Below are 20,889 nucleotides of genomic sequence, written 5' to 3' on the forward strand. Positions count from 1 at the left end.
TCTCGCAAAGCCCGCAAAGCAGCAAGGCCGCAAAGAATTTTATAAATTGTTAGCAATACGGTGAATGCCATCCTTCATAAGAGGCACATTGAAATTAATCAACATCCCTAATTTAAGGTTGGTGAGTTTCAGATAGGTTAGTAATTGCTTGTGATGCAAATCAGCTAAAGCCTCAATTGATTTTAACTCCAGTATCACTTTATTTTCAACAACAACATCAGCCCTGAATCCAATCTCCATCTTAATGTCTTCATGTATCAGGGGTACTGCCTGTTGCCGGCTAAAATCAATGCCCGTTTTAATCAACTCAAAACACAGCACTTCTTCATATACACTTTCAAATAAACCAGGCCCATAACGCTTATGAATCTTCAAACACAAATCAAAAACTACTCTTGATATTTCGTTTTCAGTCATAGTTCTTCGTCCTTGCGCCTTTGCCCCTTAGCGCTCCTTGCGTGAAACCTTTTACGCCACCACTTCCCTCGCATCTGCATAATGCGCCAAACCGTAATTGCGGCGCTGGCTTTCTTCAGGGTTCAGTACATGCCATTCAAACTCATCCCTGAAATGGCGGATGGCAGCAGCTACAGGCCATGCAGCAGCATCACCGAGCGGACAAATGGTATTGCCCTCAATGCGGCGCTGGATATCCCATAACAGGTCTATATCGCTCATTTTACCTTTACCGGTATCAATTGCTTTCAATATTTTCTCCATCCAGCCGGTTCCTTCACGGCAGGGCGAGCACTGGCCGCAGCTTTCATGACGGTAAAAACGCGCCAGTGTATAAGTGTTGCGCACCACGCACTGGTCTTCGTCCAGCACAATAAAACCGCCGCTACCCATCATAGATCCTGTTGCAAAACCACCGTCGCTCAAACTTTCGTAGTTCATATAACGGGTTTCGCCTTTGGCTGTTTTCAGCAGCAGGTTGGCTGGCAGAATGGGAACAGATGATCCGCCCGGGATACAGGCTTTCAGGCGTTTCCCGTTAGGGATACCGCCACAATATTCGTCTGAATAAATAAACTCCTCTACAGAAATCGTCATGTCAATTTCATACACGCCGGGTTTGTTGATATTACCGCATGCAGAAATCAACTTGGTACCGGTTGATTTACCTACGCCGATCTTGGCATATTCTTCACCGCCCATGTTAATGATCGGCACTACGGCAGCCAGGGTTTCTACGTTGTTTACCACTGTTGGCCTGTCCCATGCACCTTTAATAGCCGGGAACGGCGGTTTAATACGTGGGTTACCACGTTTGCCTTCCAGGCTTTCAATCAGCGCAGTTTCTTCACCGCAGATATATGCGCCGGCACCCCGGTGTACATATATTTCACAATCGAACCCTGTACCCAGGATGTTTTTACCAAGGAAGCCATTGGCCCTTGCTTCTTCAATGGCCTGTTCCAGGATATCGGGTATCCATGCGTACTCGCCACGGATATAAATATATGTTGCGTTTGAGCCTAATGCAAAAGAAGATACAATCAGCCCCTCAATCAGCAGGTGAGGCAAAAACTCCATCAGGTACCTGTCTTTAAATGTACCCGGCTCGCTTTCGTCGGCATTACATACCAGGTGACGGGGAACACCTTCCGGTTTGGCAATAAAACTCCATTTCATACCGGTAGGGAAACCGGCGCCGCCACGGCCACGCAGGCCGCTTTTCTTCACCTCTTCCACAATGGTATCGGGCGTCATTTCTTTCAGTGCTTTTTCAACACTGCGGTAGCCGCCTTCGCGACGGTACACATCAAAATAACGGATACCTTCAACATGTGCTTTATCTAACAAAAGTTTTACTCCCATATCATCTGAGCTTTATAGGCTGCAGTATTTAACTGCCTGCCTTATTTGAAGTTATTACCCGCAGGTAACAACAGCCTGGTGTATTGTTCGCAGCGGTTTTACCGCATTTATTTTTGTTCACAGTTAAACATCCAGCTTACCCCGAATGGGTCTTGCAGCATCCCGAAATACGCGCCCCAGAACTGATCCTGCAAAGGCATTACTACTTTGCCGCCTGCCGCCATTTTAGTAAAAACGGTTTCCATCTGGTTGCGGTCGGGCACTTCTACGGATAGCTGGATATTACCTTCAGTTGAAACCGGCTGACCTTTAAACACATCCGATACCATGATCATGTTATCACCGAATGTGAGCCTTGCATGTATTACTTTCTGCTTGTAATCCTCATCCACAGGCATGGGAGAATCGCCGTAACGCTGTAAGGCAATGATCTCGCCACCCAGCGCCTCTTTATAAAAGTTCAGCGCTTCTTCGGCATTGCCGGCAAAATGCAGATAAGGAGTAAGTTTCATATACAGCAACAATTTTTAGTTGTTCTGCGCAGCTTTGCTTCTGCACTCTTCAATCAGCTGGTCAACCTTCTCTTTCGTCAGGTGCTCCCTGAAATGTTTGCCCAGCTGCATCATAGGTGCATAACCGCAGGCGCCCAGGCACTCTACCGTTTTCAGCGTAAACATACCATCAGCCGTGGTTTCACCGGGTTTAATACCCAGCTTGGTACCAATGTAAGCAATGATATCATCGCTGCCGCGCAACATACACGGACCAGTCTGGCAAACCTCGAACATATATTTACCAACCGGTTTCAGGTTGTACATGCTGTAAAATGTGGCCACCTCGTACACTTCAATCGGCGTTATCTGTAACAGCTCTGCCACATAATCCATCACAGGCACATCTAACCAGTTACCAAATTCTTCCTGGGCCAGGTGCAGCAAAGGCAACAAAGCACTTTTCTGCTTCCCTTCCGGGTAGCGGGCAATGATTTCGTTTACCTTGTTGATTTTATCGTCTGAAAACTTCACCATATAATTTGAAAATTTGGGAATTTGAAAATGTGTAAATAGAAAACCCAGACCCTTATTTACTTATTTTCAAATTGCATTTGCTCTTCCTTATATCCTGGTATTATGAAAACCCGAAAACTTCGCTAAATCCTCTGTGCCCTCAGTGTCTGCCTCCTCCGTGTCCTTTGTGTTTAAAACCTACGCTCCGGCAGCTAATTTTCAAATCTTCAAATTACCACATTAACTAAGCGTCCATTTCACCTGCAATCAGGTTCAGGCTGCTCAGTACCAGCACCGCATCAGCCAGCATTGAATCTTTTACCAGCTCGGGATAAGCCTGGTAATAGATAAAGCAGGGGCGTCTGAAATGCAAACGGTAAGGCGAACGGCCGCCGTCACTAATCATATAAAAGCCCAGCTCACCATTGCCGCCTTCTACTGAATGATATACCTCACCCGCCGGGATAGCCGTTTCACCCATAATGATTTTAAAGTGCCATATCAGCGCTTCCATTTTGGTGTACACATCTTGCTTTTTAGGCAGGTAATATTCGGGAACATTGGCGTGAAACACTTCAGCTTCCTCACCTTTGAATTGTTGTATTTTCTCGTACGCCTGGCGCACAATGCTCAGCGATTCCCATATTTCTTCGTTGCGCACCAGCCAGCGGTCGTATACATCACCGGTAGTACCAACGGGAATTTTGAAGTCGAAATCTTCATAGCTGCTGTAGGGCGTATGCACACGCACATCATAATCTACACCGGCAGCACGCAGGTTAGGACCAGTAAAGCCGTAGTTCAATGCCCTTTCAGCACTGATAGGACCCGCACCCACACAACGCTCTACGAAAATGCGGTTGCGTTTCAGCAGGTTTTCAAATTCTTTCATCACTTTGGGAAACTCATCGAGGAACGATTCGAGTTTGCTCCAGGCAGCAGGTGTAAAGTTTCTTTCAAAACCACCGATTCTGCCAATATTGGTTGTTAAACGTGAGCCGCAGATCTCTTCATAAATTTCATAGATGCGTTCACGGTATTGCATCACATACAAAAACACCGACAATGCGCCGGCATCCACGCCAATTACCGAGTTACAGATCACGTGATCCGCAATACGCGCCAGCTCCATGATAATCACACGCATGTAGTCAACCCTTTTAGGCGTAACCACACCCAGTAATTTCTCACAGGTCATATGCCAGCCCATGTTGTTGATGGGGCTTGAACAATAGTTGAGACGGTCGGTAAGCGGGGTAATCTGGTAAAGCGGTCTTCTTTCGGCCAGTTTTTCAAAAGCGCGGTGAATGTAACCTACGGTTGATTCAGCAGACACGACCCTTTCACCATCCATTTCCAGGATATTCTGGAATACACCGTGTGTAGCAGGGTGCGTAGGCCCGAGATTGAGGGTTGTGGTTTGCCTTTCGATAGATCCATCAGGCAACTTGATATTATGTTGATGCTCTTGCATGTTACTTTGAAATAGGCTAATATGAGAATGGGCAATGTATTTACAGGCTGTTGCAGCACATCACTAGTTGATGTGACCGCCGCGGCCAAACATGTCATCGTCTTTATCTATACGTGTCTGATCTTCGAGCGGAAACTCCTTGCGCATCGGGAAATAATCCATTTCATCCACATTTAATATGCGCTTCAGGTTAGGATGCCCAACGAAGTTTACACCATAAAAATCATAGGTTTCACGCTCCATCCAGTTAGCACTCTGGTACAGTGCCGTAGCAGTGTACACGTCGGGCTCGGTTACAGCAGTGAATACTTTTAAACGGATACGCACATTTTCTGCGAGGTTATGCAGATGGTACACTACAGCCAGTTCGCGGCCCGGCGCATCAGGATAATGCACAGCCGTTAAATCAGTTAAAAAGCGAAAACCCAGTGCTTCATCGTCGTGCAGAAACTGCATCACTTTCAGGTTATGCGATTTGGGCACTTCAAAAGTAAACATGCCGTAAGGCTGTTCAACACCTGTAACCAGTTCTCCGAATTTTTCCTGTAACCGTTGCTGTATGTATTCGTTTGTTAAGGCCATGAGTTTATTTCCGTTTATTGAATACCGTAGGTACCCAACAGGTTTTTATAATGTTCGCTGTTTCTGCGGCGCAGGCTTTCGTTGTGCACCAGCTCCTGTATTTTAATTACACCATCCAAAATGGCTTCAGGGCGTGGAGGGCAGCCGGGCACATACACGTCAACCGGTATAATCTGGTCAATTCCCTGTAATACAGAATAAGTATCGAATATACCACCTGAAGAGGCGCAGGCGCCAACAGCCAGTACCCAGCGCGGCTCAGCCATCTGCAGGTATACCTGGCGCAGTACCGGTGCCATTTTCTTGGCAATGGTACCCATTACCATCAGCAAATCACACTGGCGCGGGGTAAAGCCCATACGTTCTGAACCAAAACGGGCCAGATCGTAATGCGAACCCATGGTCGCCATAAATTCAATACCACAGCATGAGGTAGCGAATGGCAGCGGCCAAATGGAGTTTTTACGTGCTAAACCAACAACTTTTTCCAGTGATGTGGCGAAATATCCTTCCCCCTGTAAGCCGGCAGGCATGTCGGCAATAGCGATATTGTCATGAATATCAGCTTGCTTGGGGTGTATGTTGAATCGGACCGGACGGGGCATAATGTTCACTTTTTCTATATGAAACAAACTGCAGGAAACCGAAGTTTGTACCGGGTTAAATTTAGTATGCCTTTACCAAAAGGCAGACAAAAATATGACACTACTACCAATTTCAATCAAATGTTTTAACAACTTTCAAAACATTTTGAAAATGTTTATACCGTTTGCACACAATAAAAAAGCAGCGGTAACAACCGCTGCCTTCCATTATTTCAAAATCAACTGAAGCCGTGTTACATACGGCCTTGTGACAGCATAGTGATCCATTAATCTTCCCAAACCAGGGCACCTTTCTTAATAATATAGAAAAAGCCCACGATAAAGAAACCTACAAACATCAGTACTGAGTAAAAACCGCTCCAGCCCAATGCCCTGAAGTTAACCGCATAGGGATAGAAGAAAATTACCTCCACATCAAACAGCACAAACAGGATAGCCACCAGGAAGTATTTAATCGCCATCGGCGTACGCGCATTACCATGCGTTTCAATACCGCTGGTAAAGGTGGCGAGCTTGTCGGCCGTTTTACGTTTGGGACCCAGCAAATGCGTTACAATCATCATCGTAGCCACAAAACCCAGCGCAAAAAGCAACTGAAGGGCAATGGGCAGGTAATTGGCTGCGGTATTGGCCTGGGGCGCATCGAGTAACAAACCTGTGATATGCATGTAGTGGATTGTTTGAGTGGCAAAAATAAGCGCTAATGTATATAAAAGAAAAACTCCCTGCATAAATCAGGGAGTTTTTCTTTATCAGGTGTTGTTTACAGTTGCTTTGCTCTTAGATAGAATACTGTAAACTGTAGTGTTATTGGTAATTACTTACTCGACTTACCGCCGCCGGCTTTACTTCCGCCGTTTGAACCTTTGCTGCCGCCGCCGTTTGAACCGCCTTTAGGCGCGTTGGCTTTCTGCTTGAATTTCTGCAGCTGTGCCAGGTAAGCAGGGTACTGTGTATTGGTAGGATCCATTGCTACTGCTTTCTCAAACTCAGCAATCGCCTGGTCTACATCTTTCGCAGTATTCGCATAGTAACCGCCCAGAATGGCATGGTAGTAACCAATGATCTGTTTGTTTTTAACGGTGTCTTTGCTCAGGAAAGTGATGTAATCATTGATAGGACCAACTGCTTTGGCACCGGTTGTGTCAGCAGCCTGTGCACTTTTCACTGCCAGTGAATAACCCAGCGCCTGGTCAGGATATTTTTCACGGTAAATAGCAAACATGCTGTCAGCTACGGTATAGTCTTTTGCATCCATCGCTGCAGTACCCAGGTTAAAGATGTCAGCGTTAGACATTTTAGGATTTATTGCTGCACTTTTTTTCAGGTAATCGTAACGTTCAGCAGGCATGTTCATGGCTTTGTACGCGCTGGCAATGCTGTCGTAGTAGCTCATCTGGTTAGCTTTTACGGTATCCAGTGCCTGTGCTTTCAACAGGTAAGTAATCGCGTTCTGCTCGCTGCCCTTTACATGTTTCAGGAAGTTACCGGCACCTTTATAGGCATCCAAGGGAATTTTAGCTGAATCTTCAGATGTCAGGTATTTATCCCAGTAGGTTTTAGCCTGGGCAGTATCACCAACACGGCCATAGTCCATCGCGTAAACCAATGAAATAGGTTTGTAGTCCTTACAAGCACCTGCTTCCATTTCTTTCGCTTTGTTGATTGATTCCTGGTATTTACCGGCACGGAACAGGTAATCGGCCATGTAGAAATCAGTAGCACAATCTTTATCAGCGTTGGCAATATATTTATCCAAAAACTCTTTTGCTGCGTTTACGTCTTTATCAGAGTAGTAGTTAAAGTAAGCAAGGTAAACAGGAGCGTAAGTTGCATCAGCAGTTACGGCATCTCCAAACCATTTGTCCATTGCTTCTTTGTTGTTCTGGCTCTGGTAAATTAAACCGGTGCGGTAGTATGCTTTTGCATATTTGGGATCACGCACGGTTGCTTCGCGGTAAGCTTCTACAGCGTCACCGCCTTTTTCACCACCTTGTTTCAGGTACAGGATACCCATGTTAATGAAGATATCCGGGTTTTTAGGATCAAGTTCAGCTGCTTTTTTCAGCTTCTCGATACCGTATGCAGGATCACCCTGTTTGCCGCTGCCCGCTGCATTGGCACGGCCAATGGCATTCAGGATAGCAGGGTCAGGCTGACCTTTGGTTTTACCTTTCGTTGCAGTTGTTGCAGTAATTGCCTGCTCAAATTTCTGTTTGGCAGAATTGATATCACCACCGGTGAGCAATTCCACTTCACCAGAACCCACCCATATCCACGGATCATTTACACCATCGGTAAGGGCTTTCTGGTACAATGCCTTGGCAGCATTGTAATCTTTATCCTGGATAAATGCCTGCCCCAGCCAGTAAATGGCATATGCATCTTTGGGTTTGTCGTTCACCAGTTTCTGCAGCACTTCCTTTGCACTCTTGTTTTTTTCATAGTACAGGAATTTTATACCATCATCAACAGACTGCGCAAACGCAATCGCAGAGGTAAATGCTAACGCCAGCAATGTTAAAGCTGTTTTCTTCATGGTCTTCAGTTTACAGTTTTTACAGTTGATTTATTCGGTATTATACGTCGTGTTTTGTTTTACCTGTTGTCTACCTTGCGAACGTTGAAATTCATCTTGCCGGGTACCAGGTAGGCTCTTCTAAATACCAACTGGCCCCGTTCCAGGCTCATGAAATTCACAAACCCGTTTCCAAGACCAGTAAAATTTTCTTTAAGCACGTAATACAAAGGCCGTACCAAAGGATACATGTTCCATGAAATGGTAGCCTGTGACGGCTTTGCAAAAGTGTCGCTTACACAAGTGGTGCATTGCAGTAATGCATAACGCACTTTTTGCATATAAGCCTGCTGGCCGGGGTCTTCCTGGTCGCCAACCCAGCTCAAACCAACAAAGCCAATGGCATTTTTATTGGCTGCAACATAATCCAGTACTGCTTTGCTTCCTGCTGCGGCCATTACATTTTTGCCAAACGTACCGCCCTTTAATACTGAATCTGATAAATACCGCACCGTACTGGTAGCATTGTTTCCGTCCACCACCACCGGGTGTGGAGCACCTTCACCAGCCAGCAGCAAGTCTTTCAGCTGCTTCATGGTAAACAGGCTGTCTGTTGCACCTGCATTAATTACCGCGCTTACCGCATCATAGGCCAGTATATCCCATGTGGGCTTGAATGATAACTTGCTTTCGTAATAATCAGATTCCGCTTTTGTTAATCCTTTCGCTACAATAATCATACGCGTACTGTCACTCTGCAGATCGCGGAAACAATCAGCCTCAGACTTGTAAGATGCGATAATTTTTGTATCGGGATAAGTATTCTGGTATACATGAATCAGTTGCTCAACTACCGGCTTAAAGGTTTCATCCACGCTGATATGGATAGAGCCGCTTTTTGGAGTGTCACTTACTGCCTTTACAGGTTTATTATTGCAGGCCGTCATTAGTAAAACCAGCAAAACAAAACCACATATCCAACAAAAAATACGTCCTGGTTGCTTCATAATTAATATTGTCTCTTTATGCCTCTATATAACCTGAAGCCGCCATACAATACAAACATACCACCCAGCATATTGCGCATCAAAGGGTCAAGCGCAGCGATCTGGGGAATCTTTTTACTGCCAAAAAACAACACTATTCCCATGCCCAGAATCAGTAAACCCATTCCGGCATCGTAAATAGTGCGCATCAAAGTATAACTTTTTCGCTGCTTCTCTTTGTAATCCTGTTCCATTTAACAAAAAATTGAAGTTGGAAGATGGGCAATTTAGGTAAAAATCGTTTCAGATGCCGATATATTAGGGCAGAACAACAAAATTTGCCGCGATTGAATTCATCGTACACCAATTACTATTATTCTTCATGTTAAACACCTTTTACCCGCTATCACCCTGTCTGCTAATCAGATGCAGCCCCTCCCCTTTTTCCACATGAAACGTTGCCGTTTTAACAGAAGCGAAACCAGGCTCAATGTTCTATTGTTTCATTGTTCAATGGCCATTTCCAGTCAAACTATCTGTCTTTGAAACCATTGAACCATCAAGCCATCAGGCAATCCAACCATTGAACTATTTGAACTATTGAACCATTTGAACCTATCTTTGCAGCGTTTTTTAAAGAGGTTTTGATGAAAATATTAATGGTTTGTTTGGGTAATATCTGCCGCAGCCCGCTCGCAGAAGGCATTTTGCAAAGCAAGGCAGATGCGGCTAACCTGGGCTGGACAGTGCACAGCGCCGGTACGGCCGGGTATCATACCGGCGAACCGCCGCACCACTTATCGCAAAAAGTAGCCAAACTCAACGGTATCAATATCAGCAGCCACGAAGGCCGCAGGTTTACCGCAGCGGATATGGATACGTACGATTTGATTTATGTAATGGATGCCCAAAATTACCAGGACGTAAAAAAAATAGCCCGCGACAAATGGGCCGAACACAAAACAAACCTTATCCTGAATGAACTGCACCCCGGCGAAAACCGCGGCGTGCCCGATCCCTGGTACGGCACCGAAGAAGGCTATCACCAGGTGTACGATATGCTTAGCAAGGCAAGCGATCTGATTATTGAAAAATACGGCAGGCGCTAACACCACACCCGTTACAAACATTTACACATCTTTCATTCTGTATACAAAATGAGCAAACCCAGTTTACCGCAAGGCACACGCGATTTTGGCGCAACCGTAGTAAGAAAACGCAACTTCATTTTCAATACCATCCGCAGTGTGTTTGAACTGTACGGCTTTCAGCCCCTCGAAACACCGGCCATGGAAAACATGGAAACATTAATGGGCAAATACGGGGAAGAAGGCGATAAGCTCATTTTTAAAATACTCAACAACGGGCTCGATAACCAGGATAAACTGGAAAAAACAAAAGCCGGGTTCGATAAAATCATGGAAGGAAAAAACAGCACTGCCATTACCGAAAAGGCCCTGCGTTATGATTTAACCATCCCCTTCGCCCGCTATGTAGCCATGAACCATGGCCAGCTCACGTTTCCCTTTAAACGCTACCAGGTACAGCCTGTATGGCGTGCAGACCGACCGCAGCGCGGCCGCTACCGGGAGTTTTATCAATGCGATGCCGATGTGGTAGGCAGTAAATCACTCATCAATGAAGTAGAATTAACCAATATATACAGCACGGTTTTCAGCAAGCTGAACATACCGGTAGAAATACATCTCAACAACCGCAAAGTACTGGCAGCACTGGCCGAAGTGTGCGGCGGCACGGATAAACTGGTAGATATCACGATCGCTATTGACAAGCTGGATAAAATAGGCATCGACAAGGTAAAAGAAGAACTGATTCAACGTGGTTTAACGGAAACCCAGGTTAACCAGATTGCCGCTTACCTCAATATCAGCGGCTCCAATACCGAACGACTGCAACAGGTAAATGCCCTGGTTGGCAACACCGAAAACGGCCGTAAAGGTGTGGAAGAACTGCAGTTCATTGTAGACTATATTGCCGCGCAACCCGGCGTACAACCCAATATAGTACTCGATTTCACCCTTGCACGCGGATTGAATTATTACACCGGCACCATCTACGAAATAAAAGCACTGAATGTGCAGATGGGCAGCATTGGTGGTGGCGGCCGGTACGATGACTTAACCGGTTTGTTTGGCGTACCCAACCTGCCAGGTGTAGGCATCAGCTTTGGCGTTGACCGTATTTATGATGTAATGGAAGAACTGCAGCTGTTTCCCGAAGAAGTGCAAACAGGTACACAGGTATTGTTCTTCAACCTTGGTGAAGCAGAAAGCAAAAAAGCATTTGAACTGATGCAGCAACTGCGCAGCAATGGCATCCGCTGCGAACTGTTTCACGAGCAAACCAAGTTCGACAAGCAGTTTAAATATGCTGAAAAGAAAAATATCCCGTATGCCATCATCCTCGGCAGCACCGAATTGCAGCAGCAAACCTGTGTGGTACGCAACCTGGTAAGTGGTGAGCAAACAACCATTCAGCAAACAGAGTTACTGCAACAACAGTTTTAAATACAATTTGGCATAGTATTCGGAATATCTTCTCGTTCAATTTTAATACAATGAGAAGATATTTTGTTTTTAGCCTGGCCCTGTTGGCTGTACTGGCATTATCGTGCAGCAAAAAAACCGTACCTGCAAAGAATGTAAACGCCGCAATTGTTTACCCTGATAAAAACGGTAACACCACGGCAACACCGGCTCCGGGCACACCCGCAGCACCCGGCACCACAACGCCTGCCGCGCCTGTTACCAACGAGCGCATACTGGTAATACTCGATAAAGGCGGCCGCCTCGCAGCATCACAGTCATCACTGCCGCCTTATGTAGCAGCCAACACCAAACAGTTGCCGCAAAGCACACCGCTTACAGCAGAGCAACGCAATAACCTGCTGGCACGTCAAAAAACCTTGCTGCCACTGGCCCTGTATGTTCCCGATGCATATGCAGGCAAATCGCCACGCGGCCAGTTTTACAAATACAAAAGCAAGTTCTGGTACTGGAAAAAAGCAGACGGCTTTTACTACCTCGATGAGATTTATTATAAATAGGGAATAGCTCTTAGCCTTTACAAATAGCAAAGAGGCCATCGCATACACCAGATGCGATGGCCTCTTTATGTTCTTCCTATACGCTCCAACTTTAAACTTCAAACATTCAACTTTAAACTACACCCCCTCATATATCACCGCAGCACCCTGCCCCACACCCACACACATTGTAGCCAGCCCGTATTTCCCTTGCTGCCTGCGAAGCTCGTGCAGTAACGTAGCCGAAATACGTGCACCACTGCAACCCAGCGGATGACCGATAGCAATGGCCCCGCCATTTACGTTCACGATAGCAGGGTTAATGTTTAAATCCTGCATACAGGCCAGGCTTTGGGCAGCGAATGCCTCATTCAGCTCTGCAAGCGACAGGTCGTTGATACCGATACCCGCACGCTGTAATGCCTTTGTAGTGGCAGGCACCGGGCCAATACCCATAATCGCAGGATCAACCCCGGCAACAGCCATCGATACCACGCGTGCCAGCGGTTGCAGGTTAAACAGCTTTACCGCTTCTTCACTGGCCAGCAGCAAGGCAGCAGCCCCATCATTAATACCCGATGAATTGCCCGCAGTAACAGATCCGTCTTTTGCAAACGCAGGTTTCAGTGCAGCCAGCTTCTCCAGCGATGTCTCGCGTGGATGTTCATCCTGGTTTACCACCGATGGTTCCCGGTTATTGGTAATCTCTACCGGCACCAGTTCGGCAGTCCATTTGCCTGCAGCCAGCGCAGCGGCATATTTCTGTTGCGAAGCCAGCGCAAATGCATCCTGGCGCTCCCGGCTGATGTTCCATTGTTTGGCTACATTCTCTGCTGTTTCGCCCATGCTGTAGGGATAATACAGGTCAGTGAGCTTTTTATTGGGGAAACGCCAGCCAATGGTGGTATCATACAAGCTGGTATCGCGGCTCCACGCACCATCTGCCTTCGGCATTACCAGCGGGGCGCGGGTCATGCTTTCTACGCCGCCGGCAATATACAGCAGCCCCTCGTTACATTGAATGGCCCGCGCAGCATCCATAACTGCCTGTAAGCCAGACGCACAAAGCCGGTTCACCGTATTACCCGCCACCGAAACAGGTAAACCGGCCAGTAATGCGGCCATACGGGCTACATTACGGTTGTCTTCCCCGGCCTGGTTGGCATCGCCGGCTATCACATCTTCAATAGCAGCAGGGTCAATACCCGGGTTTCTTTTCAGTAAGGCTTTGATTACAAGAGCCAGTAAATCATCCGGGCGTACGGAGGAGAGTTTACCGCCATAGCGGCCAATGGGTGTGCGAACGGCGTCTATTACATAAGCTGTCTTCATTCAATGGAGCTTTCGTTTTGTACGGGTCTACCCTGCTCAATGCCAGCCAGTTAACCTTTTTTCGGGCCATAGCGGCGGGAAATTGGTGTACAGCGCAACGGCATTGGGTCTGTCACCCGGTTGTCAATTATGCTGCGCAAAGGAACAGAAAACCTTATAATCTGTGAAATACACCTGAAATGCTTTTAACTATGATTACCTTTGCACGATGATCGCCGCGCAGTTACAAAATATCCGCCACCTCGAGTTGCCTGAACTGGAGAAGTTTTTCACAGAAATGGGTGAGCAGAAATTCAGGGCAAAACAGGTGTACGAATGGCTTTGGCAAAAACACGCCCACACGTTTGCCGATATGACCAACCTGAGCAAGGAACTGCGCCAGAAACTGGGCGACCGCTTTACCCTTCCTGCCTTAACCGTTGATGCTACCCAATACAGCGAAGACGGTACCGTTAAAAGCCGCTTCAGAACACACGACGGACACCTGGTAGAAGGTGTGCTGATCCCCACAGACAGCCGCCAGACAGCCTGCGTATCTTCCCAGATCGGTTGCAGCCTCAGCTGTAAATTCTGCGCCACCGGCTATATGGACCGCAAGCGCAACCTCAATTACGATGAAATTTACGACGAGGTGGTGCTCATTAACGAGCAGGCAGAAAAAGTATACAACAAAAAGCTTTCTAACATCGTGTTCATGGGTATGGGCGAACCCCTGCTCAACTACAGCAATGTAATGAAGGCCATCGAAAAAATATCTTCTCCCGAAGGGTTGGGCATGAGCCCCAGGCGCATCACGGTATCTACTGCCGGTGTGGCCAAGATGATCAGGAAAATGGGGGATGACAAGGTTCGTTTCAAACTCGCACTCTCCCTGCACGCGGCCAATGATGCCAAGCGCAATGAGATCATGCCCATCAACGAAACCAATAACATCAAGGTGCTGATAGAAGCGCTGAACTATTTTTACAGGCAAACCAAGAACGAAATCACGTTTGAATATATCCTGTTTAAAGATCTTAACGATTCACAAAAAGATGCGGACGAACTGGTAAAGATTTACCGCCAGGTGCCTGCAGACCTCGTGAACATTATCGAGTACAACCCGATTGATGCGTTCCAATTCTCTAAACCTGATGAAGAAAGGGTACAGCATTTTATGCAATACCTCGAAGCCAACAAGGTAAACGCACACCTGCGCAGAAGCCGTGGCAAAGACATTGACGCCGCCTGCGGACAGCTGGCCAACAAAGGCGATAACCAGGCCCTACAGCCCGCTTAACCCGTCGCAAACACATACACAAGCCGTATCACTACGGCATTTTTATACCTGTTGTAAAACAGCAAAACACACTCACCATGAGTAACAAACAGTTCGAGAAGTTCATTAACAAAAACACGGGCGCTCACAAAAAAGAAGCCATCCGCCAGGAGAAAAGGCAGGTAAAAGCTGAGCTGCGCGCACAAGGCGAAGAAGCCCGCAAACGCAACGAAGACAAATACCGCGAGGTTACGCCCAGAAACAAGCCATCCGCTTCACCCAAACCATCCACTCCATTATTTAACGGCAAACCCCTTGAGCAGCCGCTGAAACCGGCACGGGTAAAAAAAGAAGCACCCAAAAAACAAGGTGGCGCCGCCTTCAGGGAATTTCCTGCAGCATCGGCCAGCATCAGCAAAGCCGCTGCCAGTGTGCAGAAAAAGGAGAAACCCGAAGCACCTGCACCACAGGCGCCTGCCATCAAATCAACCGCTGTTGAAGGCGAAATGCCCCTCAACAAGTACATTGCCCATGCAGGCATCTGCGGCCGCCGCGAAGCTGCCGATCTGGTGAAAGAAGGCAAGGTTACCGTAAACGGCGACAAGATATTTGAACCGGGTTTTAAAGTAACCGAGAAAGACAAGGTTACCGTAAAGGGCAAACAGGTGTTCCTGCAAAAGAATGCCGTGTATATCCTCATCAACAAACCCAAGGACTATATTACCACTGCCAAAGATCCTGAAGGCCGTAAAACCGTGCTGGATCTGCTGAAAGGCGCCACACAGGAACGCATTTACCCCGTAGGCAGGCTCGACCGCAACACTACCGGCGTATTAATCATGACCAACGATGGAGAGTTGGCGCAAAAGCTTACCCACCCATCGTACGAGATCAAAAAGGTATACGAGGTAAGATTGGATAAACCAGTTACCAAAAAAGACATGGATGCCATCGTAAACGGTATCACGCTCGAAGATGGTTTTATCACTGCCGATTCAGTTGGTTATGCAGATGCGAAGGATAAAAGCGTGGTGGGTATAGAAATTCATAGCGGCCGCAACCGCATTGTACGCCGTATTTTTGAACACCTCGGGTATACGGTAAAAAACCTTGACCGCGTCATGTTCGCCAACCTTACCAAGAAAAATGTAGACCGCGGTAAATGGCGTTACCTCAATGAAAAAGAAGTGCGTTTGCTTAAATACATGAATCAATCATTCGTTCGTAAAAAAGGAGAAGCATAGTTATGATAAAAACAGGTGTAGAAGTACTTGTTGAAAATGATTGCTTCATCGCTATCAACAAACCCGCCAGGTTACTGAGCATACCCGACAGGGAAGGAAAAGACATATCGCTGAAGAAAATACTGGAAGAGCAATATGGCAAAGGAAATATTTTCACCGTGCACAGGCTCGACCGCGATACCAGCGGTGTAATTGTATTTGCCAAAGACGAAGCCACACACAAACAGCTCTCCGCCTTGTTTGAAGGCAGGGACGTAGAGAAATATTATGTTGGTCTTGTACAGGGCACGCCTTTCAGCGACAAAGGCAGCATAGAAGAACCCATTATGGAACACCCCGGCAAAATCACTAAAATGATGACGCACCAGAAGGGTAAACCATCGCACACCGAATATGAAGTGCTCGAAAAGTTCCGCCGCTATACGCTGATGCGCTTTCAGATTCATACCGGCCGTACGCACCAGATTCGTGTGCACATGCAGCACATGGGCAATTCTATTGTGTGTGATGAGCTGTATGGTTCTGCTGAGCCCATCTTTATTTCTGCGCTCAAAAACAATTATCATTTGTCTAAGAAAGAAGATGCGGAACGCCCTATTCTTTCGCGCCTGGCCTTGCACTCACAACAACTGAAGTTTACCTTCAATGATGTTGAGTACAATATTGAAGCCCCGCTACCGAAAGACTTAAGAGCCTTGCTGCAGCAAATGCGCAAACTGAAAGCCTAGGCAATCGGCACAATTAATTTACAAACCGGTGTACCACAAGTGCACCGGTTTTTTTTTGCGCAACGCTCTGCTCTTACCGCTTCTGCGCTTGCTGCTGAACATTGCCCGGTTTATATTTATTAGGATTAGGGCAGGTAGAACGCAGCCCGTCAATATGCTCAAACAAATGCTTGTCTATGTGATTCCACATAGGATCCAGTATAAAATCAACGCCTTCCCTCCGCGCCAGTTTGGATGCAGGCACAAAATCGGAATCGCCGGAGATAAGAACAATCTGGCGCACAAAACGCTTCAACGAAAGTGATGCAATGTCTACCCCGATCTTCATATCAATCCCTTTCTGCCGCATTTCATAAACAACATCTGTATCTTTCAGATCCTCAATTTTCAATGTTCCATTCAACAGTTGTTTGGTTATATCCGGTTTAATCACCCAGTTAGAAGTATCCTTGATAGCCCCCAGCCTCAGTGCAACTTTCCGCTTCTTTTTTAATTCTTCAAACAGCTGAAGCCGGTAACTTGCCTGTGGTGTTTTGGAGAAATCAACCGCCTTCTTTGTAACCGGATTGTGTGCTTTTTTTAACAGCGGCTCACTGTCGTAGTAAAAAATCCGGTATAAATGTTCGTTAGCGCCAATATGCCTGTGCGCAATGGTGTACAGATTTTTTGCAACCTGCCCGGGTGAATGTTGCCAGCCGTTGTAATATACCTTGGCGTATTGTTTTAAGAAGAATGCACCATCTATCAGAATAGCAGTGGAGTGATTATGTGTCATAGGTTAAGCATAAAAAAGCCTTTGGGTTGGCATTCTCGCTATAAATACAAAAAAACCAAATAGAGAATACGTGGCCAAAGGCGTTATTAATATTGCTAAACTACATATCCTTTTTAAAATTCAAAATTAAAATTTATAGTGTCTGTGTCTCAGGCATATAATAATAAAAAAAGTCCCGCTAGACAACGGGACCGTAAACGAGTACAAAGAAAAATAAACCATTATGTAAATCTTTCACCGGGCATTAACCGGCTCAAGGCAGTTATTTATTTGGTTGCGGCGTATAACGCAGGTAAGGTTTTACCACTTCAATTCCTTTAGGGAATTTTTTAATGGCATCTTCAGTGCTTACGGCTGGTACCACAATCACCTGTTCACCTTCCTGCCAGTTGGCGGGTGTGGCTACACTGTAGTTAGCCGTTAGTTGCAGTGAATCTATCACACGCAATACTTCATTGAAGTTGCGGCCTGTAGAGGCAGGATAGGTAATGGTTAATTTTACTTTTTTATCAGGACCGATCACAAACAGTGAGCGAACGGTAAATGTTTCTGAAGCATTGGGGTGAATCATGCCGTATTGGTTGGCAACGCTCTTGTCTTCGTCGGCAATAATGGGGAAACCAACAGTCACATTTTGTGTTTCGTTAATATCACCAATCCAGCCCAGGTGTTTATCCAGTGAATCTACGCTCAGTGCCAGCACCTTTACATTGCGTTTGGCAAATTCCTCCTGCAGCAGCGCGGTTTTACCCAGTTCAGTAGTGCATACCGGGGTGTAATCAGCAGGGTGTGAAAACAATACTCCCCAGCCGGTACCCAGGTACTCGTAAAAATCAAGGTCGCCTGCAGTTGTCTTTGCCTGGAAATTTGGTGCAATATCACCTAAACGTAAGCTCATGGTTATTTTTATTTAGATGCCGAAGATATTAATTCCCTACTAAAATGGTAGAGAATGAAGCTATTTTTTTTGAAGAATTTCCTTCAGGCGGTAATAACCAACCATTAAGCTTACAATAAGCAGGTTAAAATGTATATGCGTAACCTGTTTTAACGGGTACCAGCATGGTATGCATGGGTTCCCTTGCAATACCACAAATGAATTCTTTTTGCGTTAAGGCTCTTTCTCCTCTTTGTCTTCCTTATCACTGCCGCGGATGGTACGGGCCTTGTTTAAGGCATAGTTGCCGTACTTGTTTTTAACTGCATCGATGGCTTTGTACAGGTTGTTTTTTTTCTCCGCATCATCAAACAGGCTGCCTTGCATGGCATGGTTGGTTAAATCGCTCAGCCGCACCCCCATCAGGCGTATTTTATTGCCTTTGCGGTATAGCTTATGGTATAAATCTTTTGCAACAGGTATCAGTTCATCGTCACGGAAAGTATAATCGATAGATACCTGGCGCGAGGTAGTTTCAAAATTGGGATAGCGCAGTTTAACGGTAATGCAGCCGGCAAGTTTTTCATCCTGCCTGAGTTCGTAGGCTACTTTCTCTGTCATACGCACCAGCTCGCTTAACAGGAAGGCTTCATCATCGGTGTTTTCATGAAAGGTATTCTCGGTGGAAATTGATTTGGCTTCATGATAAGGCTGAACAATACCCTCATGTTTGCCGTGGGCTTTATGCCATAATTCGGCACCGTAATTACCCAGTACTGCTTCCATTTGCTCAACGGTACGCTGCGCAATATCGCGTATGTAAAAGATGCCTGCATTTTTAAGCGTTTCTTCCGTATGCTTGCCTACACCCGGTATTTTACCCACTTTTAAGGGACCCAGGAAGTCCTTTTCCATACCAGGTTGTACGAATATATAGCCATTGGGTTTGGCCTCGTCTGTGGCAATTTTCGCGATCATTTTATTGGATGCAAGCGCAAAAGAAATGGGGAGTTTGGTTCGTTCAATGATCGACTGCCTGAGTTCGATTGTCCACTGGTAAGGATTGAAGAATTTATCCATCCCGGTAAGATCAAGGTAAAATTCATCGATGGAAGCCTTTTCAAACAGTGGTGCCTTTGCAGCAATAATTTCAGTCACCATACGCGAGTAACGACTGTATTCACCACGTGTACCGCGTACCAGCACTGCCTGCGGACAAAGCTGCAATGCTTTCTTCATCGGCATGGCGCTGTGCACACCAAATTTGCGTGCCTCGTAACTGCAGGCAGCCACCACGCCTCTTTCGCGCGAGCCGCCAACAAGCACTGGAAGCCCCTTGAGCGCAGGGTTGTTCAGTACTTCCACACTCACAAAAAACGAATCCAGGTCAAAATGGGCAATATAGCGCTGCTGCGGTTGCATCAGCTGCTAAGTTAGTTAGCAAAGCGCAAACAGCATGCAAATTCCGGGGAAAATGAAAGCTACCCTTCCCTGTAAATATCCAGCAAACCTTCCGGCAGGTTCAGGAACACTTCAAACTTATCGCGGTCAATGCGGTCGAGGGTTTCATCGTGCAGGGGAAGCAGGGCTTCCTTGCCGTTCAGGTTTACCTGCAGCAGGGTTTGATGGGGTTGTTCAATTACTTCGTTTACTTTGCCCACAGGCTCACCTTCGTTGTACACCAGGTAGCCCAGCAGGGAAATGGGAGAATTTTTGTTTACTACCTTGGCAAAATCGGCCTGCAGCAGCCATACATTTTTGGCCAGCAGCTTGTGTGCAGCTTCTTTGGAGGTAATACCATCCAGCATAAACAACAGTTCTTCAGTGCCTTTGGGTTTTACGGCGGTAATAAAGTAAGGGAGATAACTGCCCTTTTTTTCTTCTATAAACAGGGCCTCCACATCTTTAAACTGGGTGCGGCCAAGGGCGTGTACAACAATCACTTCACCGGCAACGCCAAAAGTGGCTACCAGCTTGCCTATATGAACATATTCCGTCATAATAATACGATGGTTAGATAGAACGATGATTGAATGGTTAAACAAACCATTGAGCAATAAAACAATAGAGACAGGTATAAAATAAAAGTCCCAAACAAAACTTTGTATGGGACTTTTACTATGGTATTCTGTTGATTACGATTAAGCTTCAGCAGAACCAGAACCTTCAGCAGGCTGATCGCGCTGAACTCTCTTTACAGGAGCCTGCGGACGACGTGCACGCTGAGTCTTTCTGTGATCATCGTGGCGCTGCTTTAATTTAGTCTCATGTTCTTCGTGCCACTTAGCGAATTTCGCCATAGCAGCAGCTTCATCAAACAATCCCAGTTTCACACCTCTTAAAAGGTGTTTCAGGTACAATACGCCTTTGAAAGAAAGGATCCTGCGTACAGTATCGGTAGGCTGTGCACCTTTGTGCAGCCATTCCAATGCTTTCTGACGATCTAAACTGATAGATGCAGGTACTGTAAGCGGATTGTACGTACCGATTTTCTGGATGAATTTACCATCGCGGGGTGCACGGGCGTCGGCTACTACTATAAAGTAGAAAGGCCTCTTTTTGCTGCCGTGTCTCTGAAGTCTCATTTTTACTGCCATGTAAATAGAAATTTAAAGGCTGAACAAATTAGGTTAACA

At 46.3% G+C, this 20,889-nt stretch carries 23 protein-coding genes; 6 read left to right on the forward strand and 17 right to left on the reverse strand.

Annotated features, from left to right (window positions below):
• Positions 1–39: 39 nt before the first annotated feature.
• The 11 genes from DXN05_RS01110 to DXN05_RS01160 form a co-directional block, all read right to left on the reverse strand.
• Positions 40–417, reverse strand: coding sequence for a GxxExxY protein (locus DXN05_RS01110; RefSeq protein ID WP_116845371.1), 378 nt, complete (start codon positions 415–417; stop codon positions 40–42).
• Positions 418–468: 51 nt separating this feature from the next.
• The gene (gene nuoF / locus DXN05_RS01115) at positions 469–1,821 is read right to left on the reverse strand and encodes an NADH-quinone oxidoreductase subunit NuoF (protein ID WP_116845372.1); all 1,353 of its coding nucleotides are present in this window, start codon (positions 1,819–1,821) and stop codon (positions 469–471) included.
• Positions 1,822–1,928: 107 nt separating this feature from the next.
• Positions 1,929–2,333: a VOC family protein gene (locus DXN05_RS01120; RefSeq protein WP_116845373.1), complete on the reverse strand. Its 405-nt coding sequence runs from the start codon at positions 2,331–2,333 to the stop codon at positions 1,929–1,931.
• Positions 2,334–2,348: 15 nt separating this feature from the next.
• Complete coding sequence (locus DXN05_RS01125) at positions 2,349–2,849, reverse strand: NADH-quinone oxidoreductase subunit NuoE family protein (protein WP_116845374.1); 501 nt, start codon at positions 2,847–2,849, stop codon at positions 2,349–2,351.
• Positions 2,850–3,072: 223 nt separating this feature from the next.
• Positions 3,073–4,302 carry an NADH-quinone oxidoreductase subunit D gene (locus DXN05_RS01130; RefSeq protein WP_116845375.1) on the reverse strand — a complete coding sequence of 410 codons (1,230 nt, stop codon included), beginning with the start codon at positions 4,300–4,302 and terminating at the stop codon, positions 3,073–3,075.
• Between the two features lie 63 nt (positions 4,303–4,365).
• The gene (locus DXN05_RS01135) at positions 4,366–4,884 is read right to left on the reverse strand and encodes an NADH-quinone oxidoreductase subunit C (RefSeq protein ID WP_116845376.1); all 519 of its coding nucleotides are present in this window, start codon (positions 4,882–4,884) and stop codon (positions 4,366–4,368) included.
• A 14-nt stretch (positions 4,885–4,898) separates the two neighbouring features.
• On the reverse strand, positions 4,899–5,489 hold the full coding sequence (locus DXN05_RS01140) for an NADH-quinone oxidoreductase subunit B (protein WP_116846344.1): 591 nt from the start codon (positions 5,487–5,489) through the stop codon (positions 4,899–4,901).
• Positions 5,490–5,755: 266 nt separating this feature from the next.
• Positions 5,756–6,157 (reverse strand): NADH-quinone oxidoreductase subunit A, encoded by a 402-nt coding sequence (locus tag DXN05_RS01145; RefSeq protein WP_116845377.1) that lies wholly within the window; start codon positions 6,155–6,157, stop codon positions 5,756–5,758.
• 149 nt (positions 6,158–6,306) lie between these two features.
• Positions 6,307–8,028, reverse strand: a complete 1,722-nt coding sequence (locus DXN05_RS01150) for a tetratricopeptide repeat protein (RefSeq protein ID WP_116845378.1) — start codon at positions 8,026–8,028, stop codon at positions 6,307–6,309.
• A gap of 59 nt (positions 8,029–8,087) precedes the next feature.
• Positions 8,088–8,954: a PstS family phosphate ABC transporter substrate-binding protein gene (locus DXN05_RS01155; protein ID WP_158559095.1), complete on the reverse strand. Its 867-nt coding sequence runs from the start codon at positions 8,952–8,954 to the stop codon at positions 8,088–8,090.
• Between the two features lie 62 nt (positions 8,955–9,016).
• The gene (locus DXN05_RS01160; protein ID WP_116845380.1) at positions 9,017–9,247 is read right to left on the reverse strand and encodes a hypothetical protein; all 231 of its coding nucleotides are present in this window, start codon (positions 9,245–9,247) and stop codon (positions 9,017–9,019) included.
• A 393-nt stretch (positions 9,248–9,640) separates the two neighbouring features.
• On the opposite strand from DXN05_RS01160, the gene DXN05_RS01165 reads away from it, so the two are divergent.
• From DXN05_RS01165 to DXN05_RS01175, 3 genes are read left to right on the forward strand one after another with little or no spacing between them, the layout of a single operon-like run.
• Positions 9,641–10,102 carry a low molecular weight protein-tyrosine-phosphatase gene (locus DXN05_RS01165; RefSeq protein ID WP_245975085.1) on the forward strand — a complete coding sequence of 154 codons (462 nt, stop codon included), beginning with the start codon at positions 9,641–9,643 and terminating at the stop codon, positions 10,100–10,102.
• Positions 10,103–10,150: 48 nt separating this feature from the next.
• Positions 10,151–11,521 carry a histidine--tRNA ligase gene (gene hisS, locus DXN05_RS01170; protein WP_116845381.1) on the forward strand — a complete coding sequence of 457 codons (1,371 nt, stop codon included), beginning with the start codon at positions 10,151–10,153 and terminating at the stop codon, positions 11,519–11,521.
• A gap of 50 nt (positions 11,522–11,571) precedes the next feature.
• Positions 11,572–12,060, forward strand: coding sequence for a hypothetical protein (locus DXN05_RS01175; protein ID WP_116845382.1), 489 nt, complete (start codon positions 11,572–11,574; stop codon positions 12,058–12,060).
• Positions 12,061–12,177: 117 nt separating this feature from the next.
• Here DXN05_RS01175 and DXN05_RS01180 read toward each other — a convergent pair whose 3' ends face one another.
• On the reverse strand, positions 12,178–13,371 hold the full coding sequence (locus tag DXN05_RS01180) for a thiolase family protein (protein WP_116845383.1): 1,194 nt from the start codon (positions 13,369–13,371) through the stop codon (positions 12,178–12,180).
• A 208-nt stretch (positions 13,372–13,579) separates the two neighbouring features.
• Between DXN05_RS01180 and rlmN the strand changes: the two genes are divergently transcribed.
• The 3 genes from rlmN (at position 13,580) to DXN05_RS01195 (ending at position 16,601) form a co-directional block, all read left to right on the forward strand.
• Positions 13,580–14,650 (forward strand): 23S rRNA (adenine(2503)-C(2))-methyltransferase RlmN, encoded by a 1,071-nt coding sequence (gene rlmN / locus DXN05_RS01185; RefSeq protein WP_116845384.1) that lies wholly within the window; start codon positions 13,580–13,582, stop codon positions 14,648–14,650.
• A 77-nt stretch (positions 14,651–14,727) separates the two neighbouring features.
• On the forward strand, positions 14,728–15,873 hold the full coding sequence (locus DXN05_RS01190; protein ID WP_116845385.1) for a pseudouridine synthase: 1,146 nt from the start codon (positions 14,728–14,730) through the stop codon (positions 15,871–15,873).
• A gap of 2 nt (positions 15,874–15,875) precedes the next feature.
• Entirely contained in the window at positions 15,876–16,601 is a 726-nt protein-coding gene (locus DXN05_RS01195) for an RluA family pseudouridine synthase (RefSeq protein WP_116845386.1), read from the forward strand.
• Positions 16,602–16,674: 73 nt separating this feature from the next.
• Here DXN05_RS01195 and DXN05_RS01200 read toward each other — a convergent pair whose 3' ends face one another.
• The 5 genes from DXN05_RS01200 to rpsP all read right to left on the reverse strand — a co-directional run bounded on the left by DXN05_RS01200 (position 16,675) and on the right by rpsP (position 20,838).
• A complete protein-coding gene (locus DXN05_RS01200; protein ID WP_116845387.1) occupies positions 16,675–17,376 on the reverse strand; it encodes an NYN domain-containing protein in 702 nt (233 codons plus the stop codon).
• A gap of 262 nt (positions 17,377–17,638) precedes the next feature.
• On the reverse strand, positions 17,639–18,274 hold the full coding sequence (locus DXN05_RS01205) for a peroxiredoxin (protein WP_116845388.1): 636 nt from the start codon (positions 18,272–18,274) through the stop codon (positions 17,639–17,641).
• A gap of 213 nt (positions 18,275–18,487) precedes the next feature.
• Positions 18,488–19,675 (reverse strand): DNA polymerase IV, encoded by a 1,188-nt coding sequence (gene dinB, locus DXN05_RS01210; protein WP_116845389.1) that lies wholly within the window; start codon positions 19,673–19,675, stop codon positions 18,488–18,490.
• 59 nt (positions 19,676–19,734) lie between these two features.
• Positions 19,735–20,253 (reverse strand): ribosome maturation factor RimM, encoded by a 519-nt coding sequence (locus DXN05_RS01215; RefSeq protein ID WP_116845390.1) that lies wholly within the window; start codon positions 20,251–20,253, stop codon positions 19,735–19,737.
• A 141-nt stretch (positions 20,254–20,394) separates the two neighbouring features.
• Positions 20,395–20,838: a 30S ribosomal protein S16 gene (gene rpsP / locus DXN05_RS25180; protein WP_317125851.1), complete on the reverse strand. Its 444-nt coding sequence runs from the start codon at positions 20,836–20,838 to the stop codon at positions 20,395–20,397.
• Between the last annotated feature and the right edge of the window lie 51 nt (positions 20,839–20,889).

This window comes from Deminuibacter soli (assembly GCF_003412455.1).
Classification (GTDB): domain Bacteria; phylum Bacteroidota; class Bacteroidia; order Chitinophagales; family Chitinophagaceae; genus Deminuibacter; species Deminuibacter soli.